This window comes from Flavobacterium johnsoniae UW101 (assembly GCF_000016645.1).
GTDB classification, from domain to species: Bacteria; Bacteroidota; Bacteroidia; order Flavobacteriales; family Flavobacteriaceae; genus Flavobacterium; species Flavobacterium johnsoniae.
Map to the genome: position 1 here is coordinate 3,991,093 of NC_009441.1, position 18,127 is coordinate 4,009,219.

Below are 18,127 nucleotides of genomic sequence, written 5' to 3' on the forward strand. Positions count from 1 at the left end.
AAAATGAAATATTCAAAATACCTATCCCTATTTTTTCTAATACTTTCATTACAAAGCTGTAGTGACTTTTTAGAGCAAGAACCCGGAACCCAAACATCTGTAGACGAACTTTTACAAAACAAAACAGGGGTTTTGCAGGCACTTACCGGACTTTATACTGAAGTAGAAGCTAATGTAAGACCAGAACGCTATGCTGTTTATGCTGATTTACAGGGAGGCAATTTAAAATTTGGTCCAACAGCAACAGGTGGTCTAAAAGGCCAGATTTCGCCATCGGCAAATGTTGAGCAGCTTTATTCTTTTGACGATGTAGCGCTGTCCAGTAATTTTAAAACATTTTATGATACTAATTATGACATCATAAATCAGGCGAATCTAATTTTAGAATATACGCCTGCCCTAAAAGATGCAACTGATGCAGAAAAAAATCAGATAAAAGCAGAAGCTTTAACCATAAGAGCTTATGCCCATTTTCTTTTATCTCTTGTTTACTGTCAGGATTATAAATATACGGCTGATGCATCGCATTTAGGAATAATTTATAACACAGAATCTATTAAATCAGGAATACAATATCCGGCCAGAAAAACCCTGGCAGAAACTTATAACTTAATTATTAATGATTTAAAAACGGCTGTTGAAAATTACTCAGACAATTCATTACTTCCTGGTCCCGCTTATTCTTTCTTTAACAGAAAAAATACAAAAGCACTATTAGCAAGGGTTTATCTTCAAAAAGGAGACTGGATAAATGCTTATGAAATGGCAAATGATGTAATTACCAATTCAGGTGCTGCACTAATGAACAAAGAAACTTTAGTTTCTGAATGGGAAAAACCAGATCTTCCAGTATCAGAAATCCTCCTTGAATTTTCTATTCCGAAAGACACAGAAGGAAATGTTTCATCATCAATGGCTCAGACTTTTGGCTATACTTCAGACATAAACTTTCAAAAATATACAGTTTCAAATGATTTAATTAATCTATATGAAAGCAGTGATTTAAGAAAAGAATTGTTCTTAACAAAATCACTTTATACAATTATAGGTGGCGTGCAGACTTACCGAGATTACAACTTTACCAAAAAATTTCAGAATAATGCCGGTTATGTCGCTTTTAGACTCAGTGAAATGTACTTGATTCGTGCCGAAGCTGCATTTGAAACCAATAGAGCCGATTTGGCAATCGCAGACATTAATATCATCCGCGCCCGCGCCAATGCATCATTATTAACCAATACAGCTAATTTAAAAGAAAACATCTTTTTAGAAAGAAGAAAAGAATTATGTTTTGAAGGTTTCTTATTCTTTGATATTGCCAGAAATCATAAAGATGTTTCAAGAAATGACGGCTGTATCGCCACAGTTTGCAGTTTGACTTATCCGTCTTTAAAATACGTCCTGCCAATACCAACATACAACACTAATCTTAACCCAAACTTGCAGCAAAATGACTCGTATTAAGATATTCAGTATATTATTTACAGCTCTGTTATATATTTCATGTTCAAAAGATGATTATAAATTAGGTTCAGATATTGATCCTTTTTTAAGATTTAATTTTTTAGTAAAAAGTGATAACACACCTTTAGAATACCCGGCTGTAAACGGAAATCTAGTTCCTCAGTCAACTTATGACAACAAAGCGATAAGAACATTAAAAGTTCCTGTAGCTTTAACAACACGTGCCTTAAAGGGAACTGTTACAGCCAATTTTAGTGCCGAAACAAATGGTGCCAGCGACAGTTTCAGCGTAAATCCTGTAAATCAGCTTACTTTTCAAGGCAGTAAATTAACTGATACTATTTATGTGTCATTTGATAAAAGATGGGCTGCAAGTCAAAATATTAAGCTAAAATTGGAAACCGTTTCCGATCCTGATATTCATATTGGAAATCTAAATTCTGCATATCCAAACGATACTTTCAATATCAATTTAGGAACTATCGCTACTAATTATACTTTTCCTGTAACAAAGTACAATGTAAAAGGCGAAATAGGTGAAACAATTGATTTTAAAGTATACTATCCTAATGGTTTTTTCCCGGAAGAAATTGAAAATGCTTCTATTTTTAAGTTCCAAAACGGATTCGAATATTCTTTAACACATGACGATTATGGTGATAACAGAACTTCTGTAAACTATCATTTAACTCTTTTAGAAGATCTTCAAAACGATGATGCTCAATACGAGTCTAAATTAACGTTAATCAATATTCCAAATTATACGGCTACAGGAAATATCAGCTTAACTATTACAAAACCAATAAAAATACCAAGAGATATTCAGGCATATCCAGCTTCGAAATTTACAGATCCAACAAATGCCTTTTATCTAACATATGGTGAACATTGGTTTAACAATAATGGTGCTTGTTCGTGGCAGACTTTCAATGCTCTAACTTTCCCGGTTATTGTTACTAAAGACGATCCTAATGCCATATTATACAGTGATAGAGGAACTACAAACCCAAATGATGACATTTACCACGATGCTTTTAAAATTGGCTTTAACGTTGCCAGCGGAACCAACACTGTAAACTCTTTTGGTTTAAAGAGATGGTTCTCTAACGAAAGCAACTCAGCGTCCATTTCTCCAGGGTTCAACATTACTTCGGCATTGGAGTTTTTCCCTGCAAATGGAAACAGCAAAACTGAAGGAACGGTTCTCGTAATTCCGCAGGACATTACCATTGGATCTGCCGCAACGGCTTCAGTTCCATCAAAGTCACATATCATTGCTATTTCCGGCGAAGGAACTTACAAAGAAATCAGCAATGGTTTATATGAAATTTCATTTGAATTGAAACTAACAAATGACGAACTTTTTGGAGGAACAGTTTCGACACAATACAGAATGTTCAACAACAGAACATATCCAAAACCTGCTGCTTTGAGTATTCCGTGTCCTAAGGAGGTTACGCTTTAAGTATTTAGTCGCAGTTAACAGTCGCAGTTAACAGTCTGGAATCTTTATTCAAGCTTTGTCAAAGTTTAAAACTTTGACAAAGCTTTTGAAGTCTAAGATAATCTGAGACTGAGACTTAAAAACCAATCAAAAAAAACAAAAAACAAAAAAACAAAAAACAAAAAAACAAAAGAATTGAAAAAACTAATCTTCCCTCTCCTATTCCTCGTGAGTTTGACGGCTTATAAAAGCGTTGAACAGCCCGATTATATCGACATACAGGAATTACGAAAAATTTATTCCGGCGGAGATCCTTCAAAATGGCCCGCTGCAGAATTACACGAAAGTGTAGATAAATCGAAATTTCAGGATATTGGCGTTTTGCCTGCTGTTCCTTATCCTGCATATAATCCGTATTCGAAGGAAAAAGAAAGTTTGGGCAAGATTTTGTTTTTTGATCCGAGATTGTCGCGAAGCGGACAAATTGCGTGTGCTTCTTGCCACAATCCAGAATTGGGCTGGACAGATAATCTAACACGCTCTTTTGGTCATGATCGCCAAACTGGAAAACGCAATTCTATGACGATTTTAAATTCGGCATACGCAACCTCTCTATTTTGGGACGGACGAGCTTCGAGCTTAGAAGATCAAGCGCAATTTCCTGTTTCTGATCCTTTAGAAATGAACGAAAAACTGACGATTGCCGTTGATAAAATTGCCAAAATTAAAGGTTACAATTCTCTTTTTACAGCAGCTTTTGGAGATAAAAAAGTAACTTTAGAGAGAATTCAATATGCGATTGCTACTTTCGAAAGATCTATTAATAGTCCGAAAAGTAAATTTGACCAGTTTGTAAGCGGAAAATCAGATATTTATACTGATCAGCAGGTAAAAGGAATGCATTTGTTCAGAACCAAAGCGCAATGCATCAACTGCCATAATACGCCTTATTTCAGCGATAATGAGTTTCATAATGACGGACAGACTTTATTTGGTACAAAAAATGAAGATTTCGGACGCTATAATGTGACGAAAGATGTAAAAGATATCGGCAAATTTAGAACGCCAACACTCCGTGAAGTCGTAAATACAAAACCATGGATGCATCACGGACATTTTCCAACTTTATTGGATGTTGTCGAATTGTACAATCTCGGAAATCCGTCTCCTGTTCAAAAAAAATATCTAGGAACAGCCCGAGATTCTTTAATTCCAAAATCAGATCCAATGCTTAGAAAGTTAGATTTGAGCAAAGAAGAAATCAGCGATCTATTAGCTTTTATCGAAACTTTAAGCACTCCGACAAGAAGAATTATGGTTCCAGAAATGCCCAAATAAGTTAGTTGATGGATTTGCATTTGCCTAAAATTTGCAAATTTTCAAAGCCCATTTCTTTACGAAATGGGCTTTTTTATTTTAGAAATATTTATTGTAAAAACTAAATAAATATTATCCATTTCAGCTATTAAATCTTGAGTACTTTTCTTCTTTCTCAACTTTTCTTAAATCGTGAAATATAATCGAGTAATAAAATTGAATTCATATGTAAAACCCAGCGGGGTGAAATATTTATAGAATTACAATAAGACGAATAAAAAAAGCTCCGGAGGTGCGACATATTTTTTTTGCAACCTAAATATATGTCGCACCTCTGGAGCTTTATATTGTAAACGTTTATTCTTTGCTATAAATATTTCGCTTCTCCGAAGCTTACAAAAATAGAGCTATGCTTTTGAAAAAGCGATTTTTTTAAACTCAACGATTACAAATTCAAAAATTTTAAAATGAAAGTTTTTTAGATAATCTTGCAACAATGACTGTTTGTGTTTTTTGTAACTTTATTAAAACATTTAAAAAGATGCAATTTAACTTCAGCCAATACTTATTTACTATCCTTTCATTGATGTATAAAATAGCGTCGTATCGTTGATATCACAGGCATTTTCTAAATTTGTTTATCACTCAAAAGAAGCTTTTTCTTTTAATAAAAAATACCATTATGAAAATAGATCAGATTCAAATCAAAACAAACGATATACAAAAAACGAAAGCATTTTATCAAAATGTATTAGGTCTTTTTATTCTGGAAGAAGATACAAAATGGATTACTTTTCAGGCAGGAAGTTCAATTCTAAAATTTGTCGAAGATCCACAGTTTAATTCCATTTACCATTTTGCTTTTAATATTCCCGAAAATCAGCTTGAAGAAGCCATTCAGTGGTCTAAAGACAAAGTCGATTTAATTGTTCTGGAAGATAAAAGTGTAGTTACTCATTTTGAAAACTGGAACGCACATTCTCTTTATTTTTACGACCACAATGGCAATCTGCTGGAATTTATTGCCAGACATGATCTCGAAAATGAACAGTTGGGAGAATTTAAACCGGAATCTATTTTAAGTATAAGCGAAATAGGAATTGTTACTGAAAATCCTCTGGAACTGGGAAATCAATTAATCGAAGAACATGGATTGCATTTCTTTTCTCAAAATACCAATACTGAAAAATTCTCAGCCATTGGTGATCACGAAGGTTTATTGATACTTGTGCAGCCTACTAGAAATTGGTATCCAACACAAATTCCTTCAGAAAGTAATCCTACGATAATTACGTTAGAGAATAATGAAAATATAATTGAATTAAAATTTTAATAGCTATTAATCTTAAAAAGCTTCACCTATGCGAAAATAAATTCCCCAGTCTCCTTTTCCAACAGCACCGTCCAGACCTATATTAAATTTTTCATTTTTAAATGCTCTGTAACGATATCCAACTCCGGCTCCAGGGTATAATTTCCAATCAAAATCTTTATTCTCGGAGCCATAAATAGTAGCTATTCCGGCAAAGCCGACTAATCCCATTCTTTTATTAAAATTATAACGGTATTCACCTTGCAGGTCCATAAGTCCGTCTCCTCTATATTTGCCTTCAGAATAGCCTCTAATATCATTACCGCCAATAGTAACCTGCTGTTCGAAAACAATATTTCCTAATCCAAACTTACCCGAAAAACGAGCTGCCAGAACATCTTTTCCGCTTCGCATAGGAAAATAGGTATTATATTCTGAAAGTATCTTGTTTGCACTGGCAGTATTTCCAAACCATTCCGGATAAGTAAGCCAGCGCAGTTTAATTTTATCACCTTTTGTGGGATAATAAACGGCATCTCTTGTATCGTACATCATTATTAACTGCAGACCGTTTGTATGTGTAACAGAAGACGGTTTGACATTATCTTCATAATTTGTGCTGTAATGTGCGTACGAATAACCAATGCCGGCATAGAAAGACTTTATTATTTTATGCTGTAAAGTAAAAGCCAGTATTGTTTTTTTTGATCCGTAGTCGTAAAAATCCGGAACATCTATATCATCTACATAAAACTGGGCATTTTGATTACCTACTGCGAAAAAAACCTGCGCCCGCCAAAGATCTTCTTTAAAATACAGCTTATTAAAGGAGGCTATAAAATAGGATTTATTAGTGGTATAAACAGCAGACAAACCAGATAAGGATTTAGGTGAAATTGTATCTGTTTTATCAAACTTGTACATCATCATCGGAATAGCTCCAAACATAAAATCAAGTGTTCTATTGTAATTAAGATAAGGCATTACATTAAAATCAATGTTTTTAGTCTTTTCAACAGATGATTTGGTGCTGTCAGTCTGCTTTTCCTGAGTCCATCCCCATGAATACCATAAAAAAAGCATTAGTGAAAATAAAAGCATTTTCTTCATAGTCTTGTTTTTTGAATAACAAAACTACTACTTCACTCAAAAACAACACTTTAATTCATCGTCTCTCAGGTTGCATATTATAAGATGAAACCATTTTTTAATACTTTACGTAACTCATTTAGAAACTACTTTATTAACGGTAATTGCTCTTTTAAAAGTTCCCAGCTATCATTTTTTAAATATCGAGGAAGTAACATAACTTCTTGTAATTTTTTTAATCCATATAAAACAGTTAAATCACTACTTTGATCTTCTATTTTGACAGCTAATCTTAGGTATTTTAAATTTGTTAATGATTTTAATGGACTAATACTTTTAATACTTTTTCCTGTACCACTCATTTTTCCATGGTCAATTACAAGTTCTTCTAAACTTATTATAGTTGAAATTGGAGTTAAGTCGTATAGATTATTTATTTCATAAATATAAAGTGTTTTTAGATTCTTCATATTTTTTAAAAAGTCTATATTTTGGATTTTTTTGATATTGGCAAGTATCAAAACTTCAATTGATTCAAGAGAAGATAAGTCTGGAATTTCATCTTGTTTATTAATACTTATTTGTAGATATTTTAAATTTGGGAGTGTTGAAAAAACTGAAATGCGTTCTTGATCAAGATAGTCAAGAGTAATAGCTTCTATTTTATCATTTCCAATTAAAGCAGAAAAGTTTGTGTAGTTAATTTTGAATTTTTTAAGCGGTGTTGACAACCCTAAAACTATTGTATCATTTGGAACTTTTGATAGATCATAAATTCCAAAAACTGATCCGTCAAGCACACCTAGATGCGCATATTCTCCATAAGGTGCTTTTTCTTCTAATAAATAATTATCCCAATTCATAACTGATTAAAATATGTTACTACAAATAACTCTATATTAAACAAGAAGAATGCCCAGTATTAGTTATAATTATATTAAAATAAGACAAAACTCATCAAATTAAAACTTCATTCTTTGAATTCTAACCGCATTTAAAATTGCTAACAGCGCCACACCAACATCGGCAAAAACAGCTTCCCACATTGTGGCAAGTCCGCCCGCGCCAAGGATTAAAACAAAAGCTTTTACAACAAAAGCCAGAGTAATATTCTGCCAGACAATTTTTTTGGTTTGTTTTCCAATGTCTATTGCCATTGCAATTTTACTTGGTTTATCGTCCTGAATTACAACATCGGCGGTTTCTATGGCAGCGTCGCTTCCTAAACCTCCCATTGCAATTCCTACGGTACTTAAAGCAATTACCGGGGCATCATTAACACCATCACCCACAAAAGCTACTGTTTCGTTTTTGGCTTTAATTTCGTTTACTTTATTGACTTTATCTTCTGGAAGTAAATCTCCAAAAGCATTTGAAATTTTAAGTTTATCGGCTACAAACTGAACCACATTGGTTTTGTCGCCGCTCAGCATCGTAACTTTAACACCTAAAGATTTTAGTTTAGAAACCGTTTCTTGTGCATCTGCTTTAATTTCATCGGCAATGGTTAAATAGCCGGCAAACTTTCTGTCGTAAGCTATGGCAATTGTGGTATAAACTACAGAAGACGGATCAACATCATACGAAATATTAAATTTATCAAGAAGTTTGAAGTTTCCAACATGAAGCTCTTTTCCGTTTATTTCAGCTTTTAAACCGTGTCCTGAAATTTCTTCTACATTATTCAGTTCAATTGATGAATCAATTATTCCAACATGATTATGAATTGCCGTTGCTACGGGATGCGTGCTTTTTCCTTCTAATGCATTAACAAATTTCAGAATTTCCTCTTTATCAAAATCAGGTTTTATAATGACTTCCTGCACTTTAAAAACACCTTCGGTCATTGTTCCGGTTTTGTCCATAACCACATTCTGAATGGTCGAAATACTGTCCAGAAAATTACTTCCTTTAAATAAAATTCCGTTTTTACTTGCAGCACCTATTCCGCCAAAATACCCCAGCGGAATACTAATAACCAAAGCACACGGACAAGAAATTACCAAGAAAACCAAAGCTCTGTACAACCAGTTGCTAAAAACATAATTATCAACAAAAAGCATTGGCAGTAAACAAATTCCAATAGCAAGATATACTACAATTGGTGTATAGATTTTAGCAAATTTGCGGATAAACAGCTCTGCAGGTGCTTTTTTAGTGGTTGCATTTTGTACCAGCTCCAAAATTTTAGACAGCTTACTGTCGTTGTAAGCGGTTGTTACTTTTACCTGTGCAATTGTATTTCCGTTTATCATTCCGGCCAGAACCGTATCTCCTTTCTTTTTGGTATCGGGTTTGCTTTCTCCAGTTAAAGCAGCTGTATTAAACGAAGCGGAATCTGAAAGTAATTCGCCGTCTAAACCTAGTTTTTCTCCTGCTTTAAGCTGAATAACGGCTCCAATCTGAACGTCTTTTGCCTTAACTTTTGTAACAATATTGTTTTCTACAATATTAACCTCATCCGGACGCTGGTCCAGTAAACTTTTAATATTCGATTTTGCTTTGCTAACCGCCATTCCCTGAAAGGTTTCGCCTATAGTATAAAACAGCATAACCGCAACACCTTCGGGATATTCGCCAATTGCAAATGCTCCTATTGTGGCAATACACATTAGGAAAAACTCTGAGAAAACATCGCCTTTTACAATGCTTTCGTAAGCTTCTTTCAAAACCGGAAGCCCAACCGGAATATACGCAATAGCATACCAGCCGATTCTAACGTATCCCGTAAACCAATCCTGCGGAAAATAATTGTCTAAACCAATTCCGATTAGTAATAAAATGAAAGATATAATAGAAGGCAGGAACATTTTAAACAAGCTTCCCTCTGCACCATGTTCATGATCGTGATCATGTCCGTCATTATCTGAATGTACAGGTTCGTCATGCGAACAGCAGCAGGAAGGTTTGGCTTTTGTTTTTGTATTTTTTATTTCTTTATCTTGATGTATCATGAGAAAGTTTCATCTTTAAAGTTTAAAGTTTCAGATTCTGAAAACTTATTTTAATAATGCTCTAAATTTAATCAATTTACAGCAAATGTTATAAGCAAAGTTTGTTTTTAATCTCGCTTATTTTACCGCGAAGGCACTAAGCTGCTAAGTTTTTTTGAGAATGAAAATTAAATATTCTATTTGTCATTTCTAAAAAAACTCAGCACCTCAGCATCTTAAAATCTCAGCACCTTAAAAAAATCAATGTTCGTGCTCTCCTCCGCCTTTCATTGCCGAAAGCAGGTAAAAAGCACCTTTTGTAACAATTTTTGCCTGAGAGTCAATCTTATCAACGAACTTAACTTCTGTAAAACCTAAATCTGTAGTTCCAGGAACGACTTCAATGGCTTTAAAATGAATTTCTTTTTCGTGAGCTTCTTCTTTTTCTCCTTCTTTATGCTCGTGCTTTTCTTCTGTATGGCTTTCTTCTTGTACAAAAACAAAATATTTATCAGCGTTTCGAACAACGGCGTCTTTTGGCAATGCCGGGACTGTTGCGTTTGTAATATTAATATTTGCCGAAACATACATTCCAGGAATCAGGCCTTTGGCATCGGCAGGATCGATTTTCGCATGAACAGCAACGGTTTTACTTTCGTTAGAAAATGATTTATTGATTCCGAAAATCTTTCCTTTAATCGATTTGTTCGACTGATTCGTTAATACAAAATCGATCACCTGACCAATAGAAATCGAACCTAAATCTTTCTCGTACACATTTAAATCTAAATGCATCTGGCTGTTATCTGTTACTTCAAAAAGCGAAACTCCTGTGTTTGCAAAAGCACCTTTGGCAATATTGATTTTCCCGACAAAACCACTAATAGGCGAAACAATAGGCACAACCGATGTTGTTCCTTTTGTGTTGACGTGCAAAGCATCTAATTTGTTTTTTGCTGCCTGCGCACGGGCTCTTTCTGCTGCTAATTTGGCTTTTACTTCCTGAAAAGTCTTTCTTGGATTTACATTTTCATCGCTCAGCGTTTTCTGGCGGTTGTATTCTAATTGCAGATATTCTACATTGGCAGCCGCCGACTGGTAATCTTCCTGCATGCCAATAACTTCAAGATTTTGAATCGTTGCCAAAACTTTCCCTTTGTTAACGAATGTTCCTTCCAATACATAAATGTCTTTCACTGTTCCGCCAATTAGAGTCGAAACCTCAGCTGAATTTTGCGGAGGAACTGTCGTGTAACCATTTGCTTTGATCACTTTATTAAGATTGCGGTCTTCTACAATGCCCGTTTCAATTCCTACAGTTTTGTATTGAGATTCGCTTAAAGCCACTTCTGTAGTTTCTTTTTCTTCTTTCTGGGGTTCTTCTGCTTTCTTTTGGTTACAGCTTATTAAGTTAACCGCAAAGATCGCAATCCCGATAGCCATCGGGAGCAAGGCACGCAGAGAAAATAAGCTTTGCGATAAAATCTTTACGCTCTTTGCGGTTAAATAACTAGATATATTTTTCATGATTAATTATTTTTGATAGTTGGAAATTGAAGTTCAACAGCACTTTGATTATAACTGTGTGTTGCTTCTGCAAATTGTTTTTTTATATCAATGGCCTGATTTAAAAAGCTTATGTACGACCAATAACTCATATCGCCGTTGGCATAACTCTTTTGAGCCGTTTCGATAATCTGATTGGCATATTGTAAACCTTCATTTTTATAATAATTTAGGTTTTTCTGCTGTTTTTGAAAGTTGTTTAGCAATTCCTCTTTTTGCAGATTCAGAATAATTTTATTTTTATCTAATGCGAGTTGTGACTGCGAAATGCTGATTTCCGCCGCTTTCGCCTTTGCTGTATTTACGCCTCCAAATAATGGAATCTGTAATCCTGCTGTAAATCCCTGAAACAGCGATTCGGTATTAATAGTTTGTGCAAAATAACCTAAACCTAATTTTGGTGTACGATTCGCTTTAAATGTTCCGGCTTCTTTTTGGTAAACCGAAATTTGCTGCTGATAAAAATCGGTCATTAAGCTTTCTGCTTTCGAATCCTTATTTTCTATAAAAGGATATTGCAGTGAAGTCGTTTCATCTGGAACGATGTTTTCATCGGTCTGAATAAAAAACTGAAGCTGTTTTTGGTAAATCGCCAAATCGTAATTTAGTTGTTCTTTCTGCGTTTCAATTTCCTTTACTTTAGCTTTTGCACTTATCACTTCAATATTTCCGCTTTCACCGGTTTTAAATCGAAGTTCGGCGTTCTTTAGAAATTTGGTATAAATCTCATTTAGTTCTGAGTTTAATTTTTGAATTGAAACTCCATACAAATATTGATAATAAGCCAAAGTCACGGCTTTTTCCAATTCATAAGACGATAATGCTTTTCGTTTTTCGGCGAGTTTAGCGAGTTCTTCCTGTAATTGCCTATTGGCTTTTGTGACATTTCCCAGTGGAAAAAACTGCTGTACCGAAACATTATGATCAAAATCAACGCTGTTAAACTGTCCGCCCTGATACTGCACCTGCAATGGATCCGGCTGAAAAGCAGTTTTCTTTAAAATGTTTTGTCGTTCGATTTCTTTATCAGCAATTTTTAAATCGATGTTGTTTGATTTGGCTAGCTCTATTGCTTTTTCTAGACTTATGGATTGCTGTGCAAATGTTGCTGTACTTGCTAATAGAAATGCACTTAACCACAAAACCTTATTTGCCAATAGCAACTCATTTAACCGCAAAGTTCGCAAAGGATGCGCAGAGTTCGCAAAGGTTATCTTTCTTAAACTGTATAATAAATTTTTCATTTTCTTTAAATTTTTCTTAGCGTTCTTCGCGTAAATCTTTGCGTTCTTTGCGGTTAAACCCACGCTCCAACAATAAATACAAAGTCGGTAAAACGATTAAGGTTAATAGTGTTGCCGAGATTAATCCGCCGATTACTACGGTTGCCAGTGGTTTTTGTACTTCTGCCCCGCCGCTTGTAGATAATGCCATTGGCAGAAATCCTAACGAAGCTACGGCTGCGGTCATTAAAACAGGACGCAGACGTGTTTTGGTTCCGATAAGGATTCTCTGAAACGGATCTAAAATACCTTCCGTTTTTAATTGATTGAAATACGAAATCAGTACAATTCCATTTAAAACCGCAATTCCGAATAAGGCAATAAAACCAATTCCTGCCGAAATACTAAACGGCATTCCTCGCAAGGATAGCGCAAAAACACCTCCAATGGCGGATAACGGAATCGCACTAAAAATCAGCAGTGCTTGTTTGACACTTTTGAAAGTAAAATACAGCAGAACCAAAATAAGTCCCAAAGCAATTGGCAAGGCTACAGAAAGCCTTTTTGAGGCTTCAATCAAATTTTCAAATTGTCCGCCGTACGTCACATAATAACCTGCTGGAAGTTTAAAGCTTTTATCCAGTTTTGCCTGAATTTCTTCGACAACACTTTTAATATCTCTCCCACGCACGTTTAATCCAACCGTAATTCTTCGTTTTCCGTCTTCGCGGATAACCTGTACAGGTCCTTGTTCGTATTCAACAGAAGCTACCTGAGAAAGCGGAACCTGCTGTCCGCTTGGAAGCGGAATAAACAAATTGCTCACATCAGTAATATCGGCACGATTGTTTTCGTCCATTCTTACCACAACATCAAATCTTTTACTTTCGTCATAAATCTTTCCGGCACTTTCTCCGGCAAAAGAGGAACGAATGATTTGGTTGATATCAGAAATATTCAGACCATAAAGTGCAATTTTATCATAATCGTATTTAATGGTAATTTGCGGCAGTCCCGTTACTTTATCGGCTTTTAAATCACCAATTCCGTCGATTCCTTTTATTTTCGAAATCAATTCAGTCGCTTTAGCATCCAGAATTTCCAAATCATCACCAAAAATCTTGATCGCAATATCAGAGCGGCTTCCTGTCATTAACTCATTAAAACGCATCTGAATTGGCTGAGAGATTTCGATATTGGCTCCTGGAATTACTTCCATTTCTTCTTTCATGGCATTTGCCAGTTCTTCCCAATTATGGTATTTGCCTTTCCATTCTTTTTTGTCTTTTAGAACAATAATTAAATCCCCGCTTTCAATTGGCATTGGATCAGTTGGGATTTCACCGCTTCCTATTTTGGTGACAATCGTTTTAATTTCAGGGAATTTGGCTTTCAGAATCTGTTCGTATTTAGTCGTCGTTTCTACCATCTGCGTAAGCGAACTTCCCGTCATAATGGTAGCATTGATAGCCAAATCGCCTTCTTCGATTGTCGGAATAAATTCGCCTCCCATATTTTGGAAAACAATAAGAGCTAAAGCAAATAACCCAATGGCAACAGAAAGCACAACTTTTTTAAACGCTAAAGCTTTTTTCAACAAAGGCATATAACGGCTTTCTAACCATGCAATCATACGGTCACTGAAGTTTTCTTTGTGTTCTGTCTTTTTAGAAAGAAACAAAGCACTCATCATTGGGATATAAGTAAGCGAAAGAATAAATGCTCCAATAATGGCAAAACCAACTGTCATAGCCATTGGCTTGAACATCTTTCCTTCGGTTCCAATTAAAGCCAGAATTGGCAGATAAACAATAAGAATGATAATTTCTCCAAAAGCGGCACTGTTCCTTATTTTTGAAGCCGAATTGTAAACTTCTTCGTCCATTTCTTCCTGCGTTAATTCTTTTTTGTTTTTGAATTTCTGCAGATGATGCATCGTCGCTTCGACAATAATTACTGCTCCGTCGACTATAATTCCGAAATCTATCGCACCAAGACTCATTAGGTTGCCGCTTACGCCAAAGGCATTCATTAAAATAACGGCAAACAGCATTGCCAATGGAATTACAGAAGCAACAATTAATCCCGCACGAAGGTTTCCTAAAAACAAAATCAGAACGAAAATAACGATTAAAGCCCCTTCTAATAAATTCTTGGCAACGGTTTTAATAGAATTATCAACCAGTTTTCCTCTATCAATAAAGGCTTCGGCAACAACTCCTTCGGGAAGGCTTTTGTTTATTTGTGCCATTTTTTCGTGAACACGATTTACAACGGCGCTGGAGTTTTCTCCTTTCAGCATTAAAACCATACCAGACACAATTTCTCCTTTTCCGTCTTTGGTTGATGCTCCATAACGCAATGCCACACCTTCGCGTACCTGCGCTACATTGCGTACCAAAACCGGAGAACCATTTCGGTTTTTTACTACTACATTTTCAAGGTCTTTTACACCTTTTGCCATCCCGACACCTCGAATAAAATAGGTATATTGATCTTTTTCGATATAAGCGCCTCCGGTATTTTGATTGTTTTTTTCTAAAGCATCAAAAATTTCGGTAATAGTAACTCCCAGACTATTCAGCATATTTGGGTTTACGGCGATTTCAAATTGTTTGAGTTTTCCGCCCCATGTACTTACATCTGCAACTCCTTTAATTCCCTGTAATTGCGGAATAATAATCCAATCCTGAATCGTTCTTAGCTCTACAGCACTGTATTTGTTTTCATACCCTTTTTTGGCATAAACATCGTATTGGTAAATTTCTCCCAATCCTGTAGAAATTGGTGCTAATTCTGGAGAGTTTACATAATCCGGAATGTTTTCTTCAGCTTGTTTTAAGCGTTGGAATATTTGTTCGCGGGCCCAGTAAATATCGACATCGTCTTCAAAAACAACGGTTACAACCGATAATCCGAAACGGGAAATACTGCGGAGTTCTATTACATCTGGAACTGTCTTTACAGCTCTTTCTAATGGATACGTAATTAATTGCTCTACTTCCTGACTTGCCAGTGTTGGCGCTGTGGTAATAATCTGAACCTGATTGTTGGTTACATCCGGCAGGGCATCGAGCGGTAAATTTTTAAGCGAATAGCTTCCCCAGGCAATAAGCACAAGGGTAAATAATAGTATTACGAATTTGTTTCGTATACTAAACTGAATGATTTTATCTAACATTTGAATATATAATGACGTGAGAAATTAGACAAATTAAATTGTCTGTAAACGTGTGGAAAGTCCACAACTCTCTCGCCCGTTTCCGATCTTTACCGGACAGGCATAATCATTATGCTATTTGAGGGGGCTGCCAAATACTTCCGTAGAAATTGGAAATAAAAACAGAACTGTAACTTGGTAAAACTATTGAAATTTGATTGTAAGTTTTAGGAAACTCAAAACTTACAGCAGAATGGTAACTTAAAACCTGTGCGCCGCAACAGTTACAGGCACAAAACGGAGAACACAAATCATTGTCTTTATCATGCGAATGATTGTCTTCTGAAGCAAACTGCGCCGTTTTATGCATAGCACTATTTACTTCCATATCTGCGCAGGGCATATTTGAAAGTGCCATCAAATAAATTGACAATAAAATAGTGATCCATTTCATGACTGTAAAAATAATACATTATTTCTTTTGCTTTCAAAAAAATATGTAAAACACTGATTCTAAATCATTTTTATTAAAAAAATAATTCTCAACAAAGGAATTTTTAGTTAACTTTAACACTAATTAACATATAATTCCCTCTTAATACAATCATTTTATACTCCAGTAAGACAAAAAGATAAGCCGAAATTCCTTTCAGAATACATTAGTCCATATTTATTTCAAGCAGTTTTATTTTAATCAATTAATACTCTAATCAATGAAATGCAAAAAACTAATATCAGCCCTTTTTTTATTATCTAGTATTTCTTTTTTCGGTCAGGTTTATACTGAAAAAATCGTAGGACAAAAAAACCAAGAGTTAAAAGACAGTCTTAAAGTTGCCGATTATCCTTATGCACTTCCTATCTGGGGAGAAAAAGTAGCCCAGAAAGGGTACAAACTTCCATATTCTGCCGGGCTTTCCCTAAATTATTTCTGGCAGGATTCTGAAATTATCATCAGTAATCTTCAAGTGGGTTTTAATAATGGCCCAATGTATAATTTAGACGAAATTGTACGCTTTGATAAATCTTCTGTCGAAGCGGGAGCACTAACTATTCGTCCGGATATTTGGCTGCTCCCTTTTTTAAACATCTATGGTATTTTTGGAAAATCAAATCCTTCAACAAAAATCAATGCGGGAATTTATATTCCTGATGCTGATAATAATTGGACTGAAATTGCCAATTTTAGTACAAAAGCAAGTTTCAGCGCTACGACATTTGGTTTTGGGATGACACCTACCATAGGAATTGGCGGCGGGTGGCTCGCACTTGATATGAATATGGCCTGGACAGATGTAAGTGCTTTAGATAAACCTGCTTTTTCGTATGTATTTGGCCCTCGTTTAGGAAAGACATTTAAACTTCCTAAAGCAGACCAAAATATAGCGGTTTGGGTGGGCGGTTTCAGGGTTCATATTTCCGGAAATACAAATGGAAATATTAATTTATCTGATATAATTGATTTATCTACAGCGCAGGCAAAAGTCGACAACGGATTAGATAAGGTTTCTGAAAATCAGCAAAAAGTCGACACCTGGTGGAGCGGACTAACACCTGCTGAACAAAAAAATCCTGCTAACGCGGCTAAACATAATACGGCAAATCGTGCGCTGGAAAGTGCCGGAAATTTTCTATCCACTTTAGATGGGGCTTTGAGCACTGCTGATTCGTCATCGATTCAATATTCGCTTCAAAAAAGACCAAAAGATATGTGGAATTTTATTGTAGGTACTCAATACCAACTCAATAAACATATCATGTTTAGGGTCGAGGCTGGTTTTCTAGGAACTCGAACACAAGCTTTAGGAGGAATACAATATCGTTTTGGATTATAAATCCTGTTTATGAAAAAAAGTCTAATATTACTTATCGCGGTATTTTCGATACATCAGGCAAAATCTCAGGTTTTGATTTCTTTGATTTTTGGTGATAAACTGAATTCTCCATTTCTGGAATTTGGTCTGGAGGGCGGTCTCAATCTTTCTGATATTTCTGATTTGGAAAGTTCTGGTATGAATCCGGGTTTTAATCTTGGTTTTTATTTTGACATTCGTTCCAAGCAAAATCCGGCTTGGATGATAAATACGGGGGTAATCGTAAAATCGCCAATGGGTGCACGCCATATTCCGGTTTATTCTTTAGATGATGTAAACTTAGATAACACCTTTGCCGGTGGAACTGTTAATAGAGAAATTCGATATTTTAATGTGCCTATTTTAATTAAATATCAGTTTAAAAATAGAATTTATCTTAAAACAGGACCTCAGCTGGGACTTTTGGCTTCGGCTTTTGATGAGTTTAAAAATGAAGTTAATAAGAATGATGTTGTTTACAAGAAAAAAATTAGAGATGAAATCAGGGTTATTGATGCCGGAATTGCCTTTGGAACGGGATATCACATGAATGTAGGCAACGGATTAAATATTACCATTCAATATTATTATGGATTGGTTCCGGTTATGAAAGGCGACGGACCAAATGTTTACAACAGGTCTTTGTACTTAACTGCAGGAATACCAATTGGAAAAGGAAAAGCAGCGCAGAGACGTGCTGAACAAGATGCAGAATTATATAAAGTTATTCCTCCTGAAGATGAAAGGCCGAAACCTGAAAAATAAC

General features: G+C 35.3%; 12 protein-coding genes and 1 pseudogene. 6 read left to right on the top strand and 7 right to left on the bottom strand.

Annotated features, from left to right (window positions below; translation table 11 throughout):
• The first annotated feature begins 3 nt into the window (after positions 1 to 3).
• From FJOH_RS17295 to FJOH_RS17310, 4 genes are all read left to right on the top strand, one after another.
• The gene (locus FJOH_RS17295; protein ID WP_235023024.1) at positions 4 to 1,464 is read left to right on the top strand and encodes a RagB/SusD family nutrient uptake outer membrane protein; all 1,461 of its coding nucleotides are present in this window, start codon (positions 4 to 6) and stop codon (positions 1,462 to 1,464) included.
• Positions 1,451 to 2,929: a hypothetical protein gene (locus FJOH_RS17300; protein ID WP_012025324.1), complete on the top strand. Its 1,479-nt coding sequence runs from the start codon at positions 1,451 to 1,453 to the stop codon at positions 2,927 to 2,929. The genes FJOH_RS17295 and FJOH_RS17300 overlap by 14 nt, the downstream gene beginning before the upstream one ends.
• A 174-nt stretch (positions 2,930 to 3,103) precedes the next feature.
• Positions 3,104 to 4,246, top strand: a complete 1,143-nt coding sequence (locus FJOH_RS17305; protein WP_044047814.1) for a cytochrome-c peroxidase — start codon at positions 3,104 to 3,106, stop codon at positions 4,244 to 4,246.
• A 661-nt stretch (positions 4,247 to 4,907) separates the two neighbouring features.
• Positions 4,908 to 5,558, top strand: a complete 651-nt coding sequence (locus tag FJOH_RS17310; protein ID WP_012025326.1) for a VOC family protein — start codon at positions 4,908 to 4,910, stop codon at positions 5,556 to 5,558.
• Between the two features lie 12 nt (positions 5,559 to 5,570).
• On the opposite strand, the gene FJOH_RS17315 is transcribed toward FJOH_RS17310, so the two are convergent.
• From FJOH_RS17315 to FJOH_RS17345, 7 genes and pseudogenes are all read right to left on the bottom strand, one after another.
• Positions 5,571 to 6,647 carry a BamA/TamA family outer membrane protein gene (locus FJOH_RS17315; RefSeq protein ID WP_012025327.1) on the bottom strand — a complete coding sequence of 359 codons (1,077 nt, stop codon included), beginning with the start codon at positions 6,645 to 6,647 and terminating at the stop codon, positions 5,571 to 5,573.
• 125 nt (positions 6,648 to 6,772) lie between these two features.
• Positions 6,773 to 7,489, bottom strand: a complete 717-nt coding sequence (locus FJOH_RS17320) for a leucine-rich repeat domain-containing protein (protein ID WP_012025328.1) — start codon at positions 7,487 to 7,489, stop codon at positions 6,773 to 6,775.
• Positions 7,490 to 7,588: 99 nt separating this feature from the next.
• The gene (locus FJOH_RS17325) at positions 7,589 to 9,580 is read right to left on the bottom strand and encodes a heavy metal translocating P-type ATPase (RefSeq protein ID WP_012025329.1); all 1,992 of its coding nucleotides are present in this window, start codon (positions 9,578 to 9,580) and stop codon (positions 7,589 to 7,591) included.
• A 240-nt stretch (positions 9,581 to 9,820) separates the two neighbouring features.
• Positions 9,821 to 11,086 carry an efflux RND transporter periplasmic adaptor subunit gene (locus FJOH_RS17330; RefSeq protein ID WP_012025330.1) on the bottom strand — a complete coding sequence of 422 codons (1,266 nt, stop codon included), beginning with the start codon at positions 11,084 to 11,086 and terminating at the stop codon, positions 9,821 to 9,823.
• Between the two features lie 2 nt (positions 11,087 to 11,088).
• Entirely contained in the window at positions 11,089 to 11,598 is a 510-nt protein-coding gene (locus FJOH_RS27415; RefSeq protein WP_394330588.1) for a TolC family protein, read from the bottom strand.
• A gap of 129 nt (positions 11,599 to 11,727) precedes the next feature.
• Positions 11,728 to 15,529, bottom strand: a pseudogene (locus FJOH_RS17340) (CusA/CzcA family heavy metal efflux RND transporter); the annotation flags it as partial.
• A gap of 109 nt (positions 15,530 to 15,638) precedes the next feature.
• Complete coding sequence (locus tag FJOH_RS17345) at positions 15,639 to 15,962, bottom strand: DUF6660 family protein (protein WP_012025331.1); 324 nt, start codon at positions 15,960 to 15,962, stop codon at positions 15,639 to 15,641.
• 259 nt (positions 15,963 to 16,221) lie between these two features.
• Between FJOH_RS17345 and FJOH_RS17350 the strand changes: the two genes are divergently transcribed.
• Both FJOH_RS17350 and FJOH_RS17355 read left to right on the top strand, forming a co-directional pair.
• A complete protein-coding gene (locus FJOH_RS17350) occupies positions 16,222 to 17,343 on the top strand; it encodes a hypothetical protein (protein WP_012025332.1) in 1,122 nt (373 codons plus the stop codon).
• Positions 17,344 to 17,352: 9 nt separating this feature from the next.
• On the top strand, positions 17,353 to 18,126 hold the full coding sequence (locus FJOH_RS17355; RefSeq protein ID WP_012025333.1) for a porin family protein: 774 nt from the start codon (positions 17,353 to 17,355) through the stop codon (positions 18,124 to 18,126).
• Position 18,127: the final 1 nt, after the last annotated feature.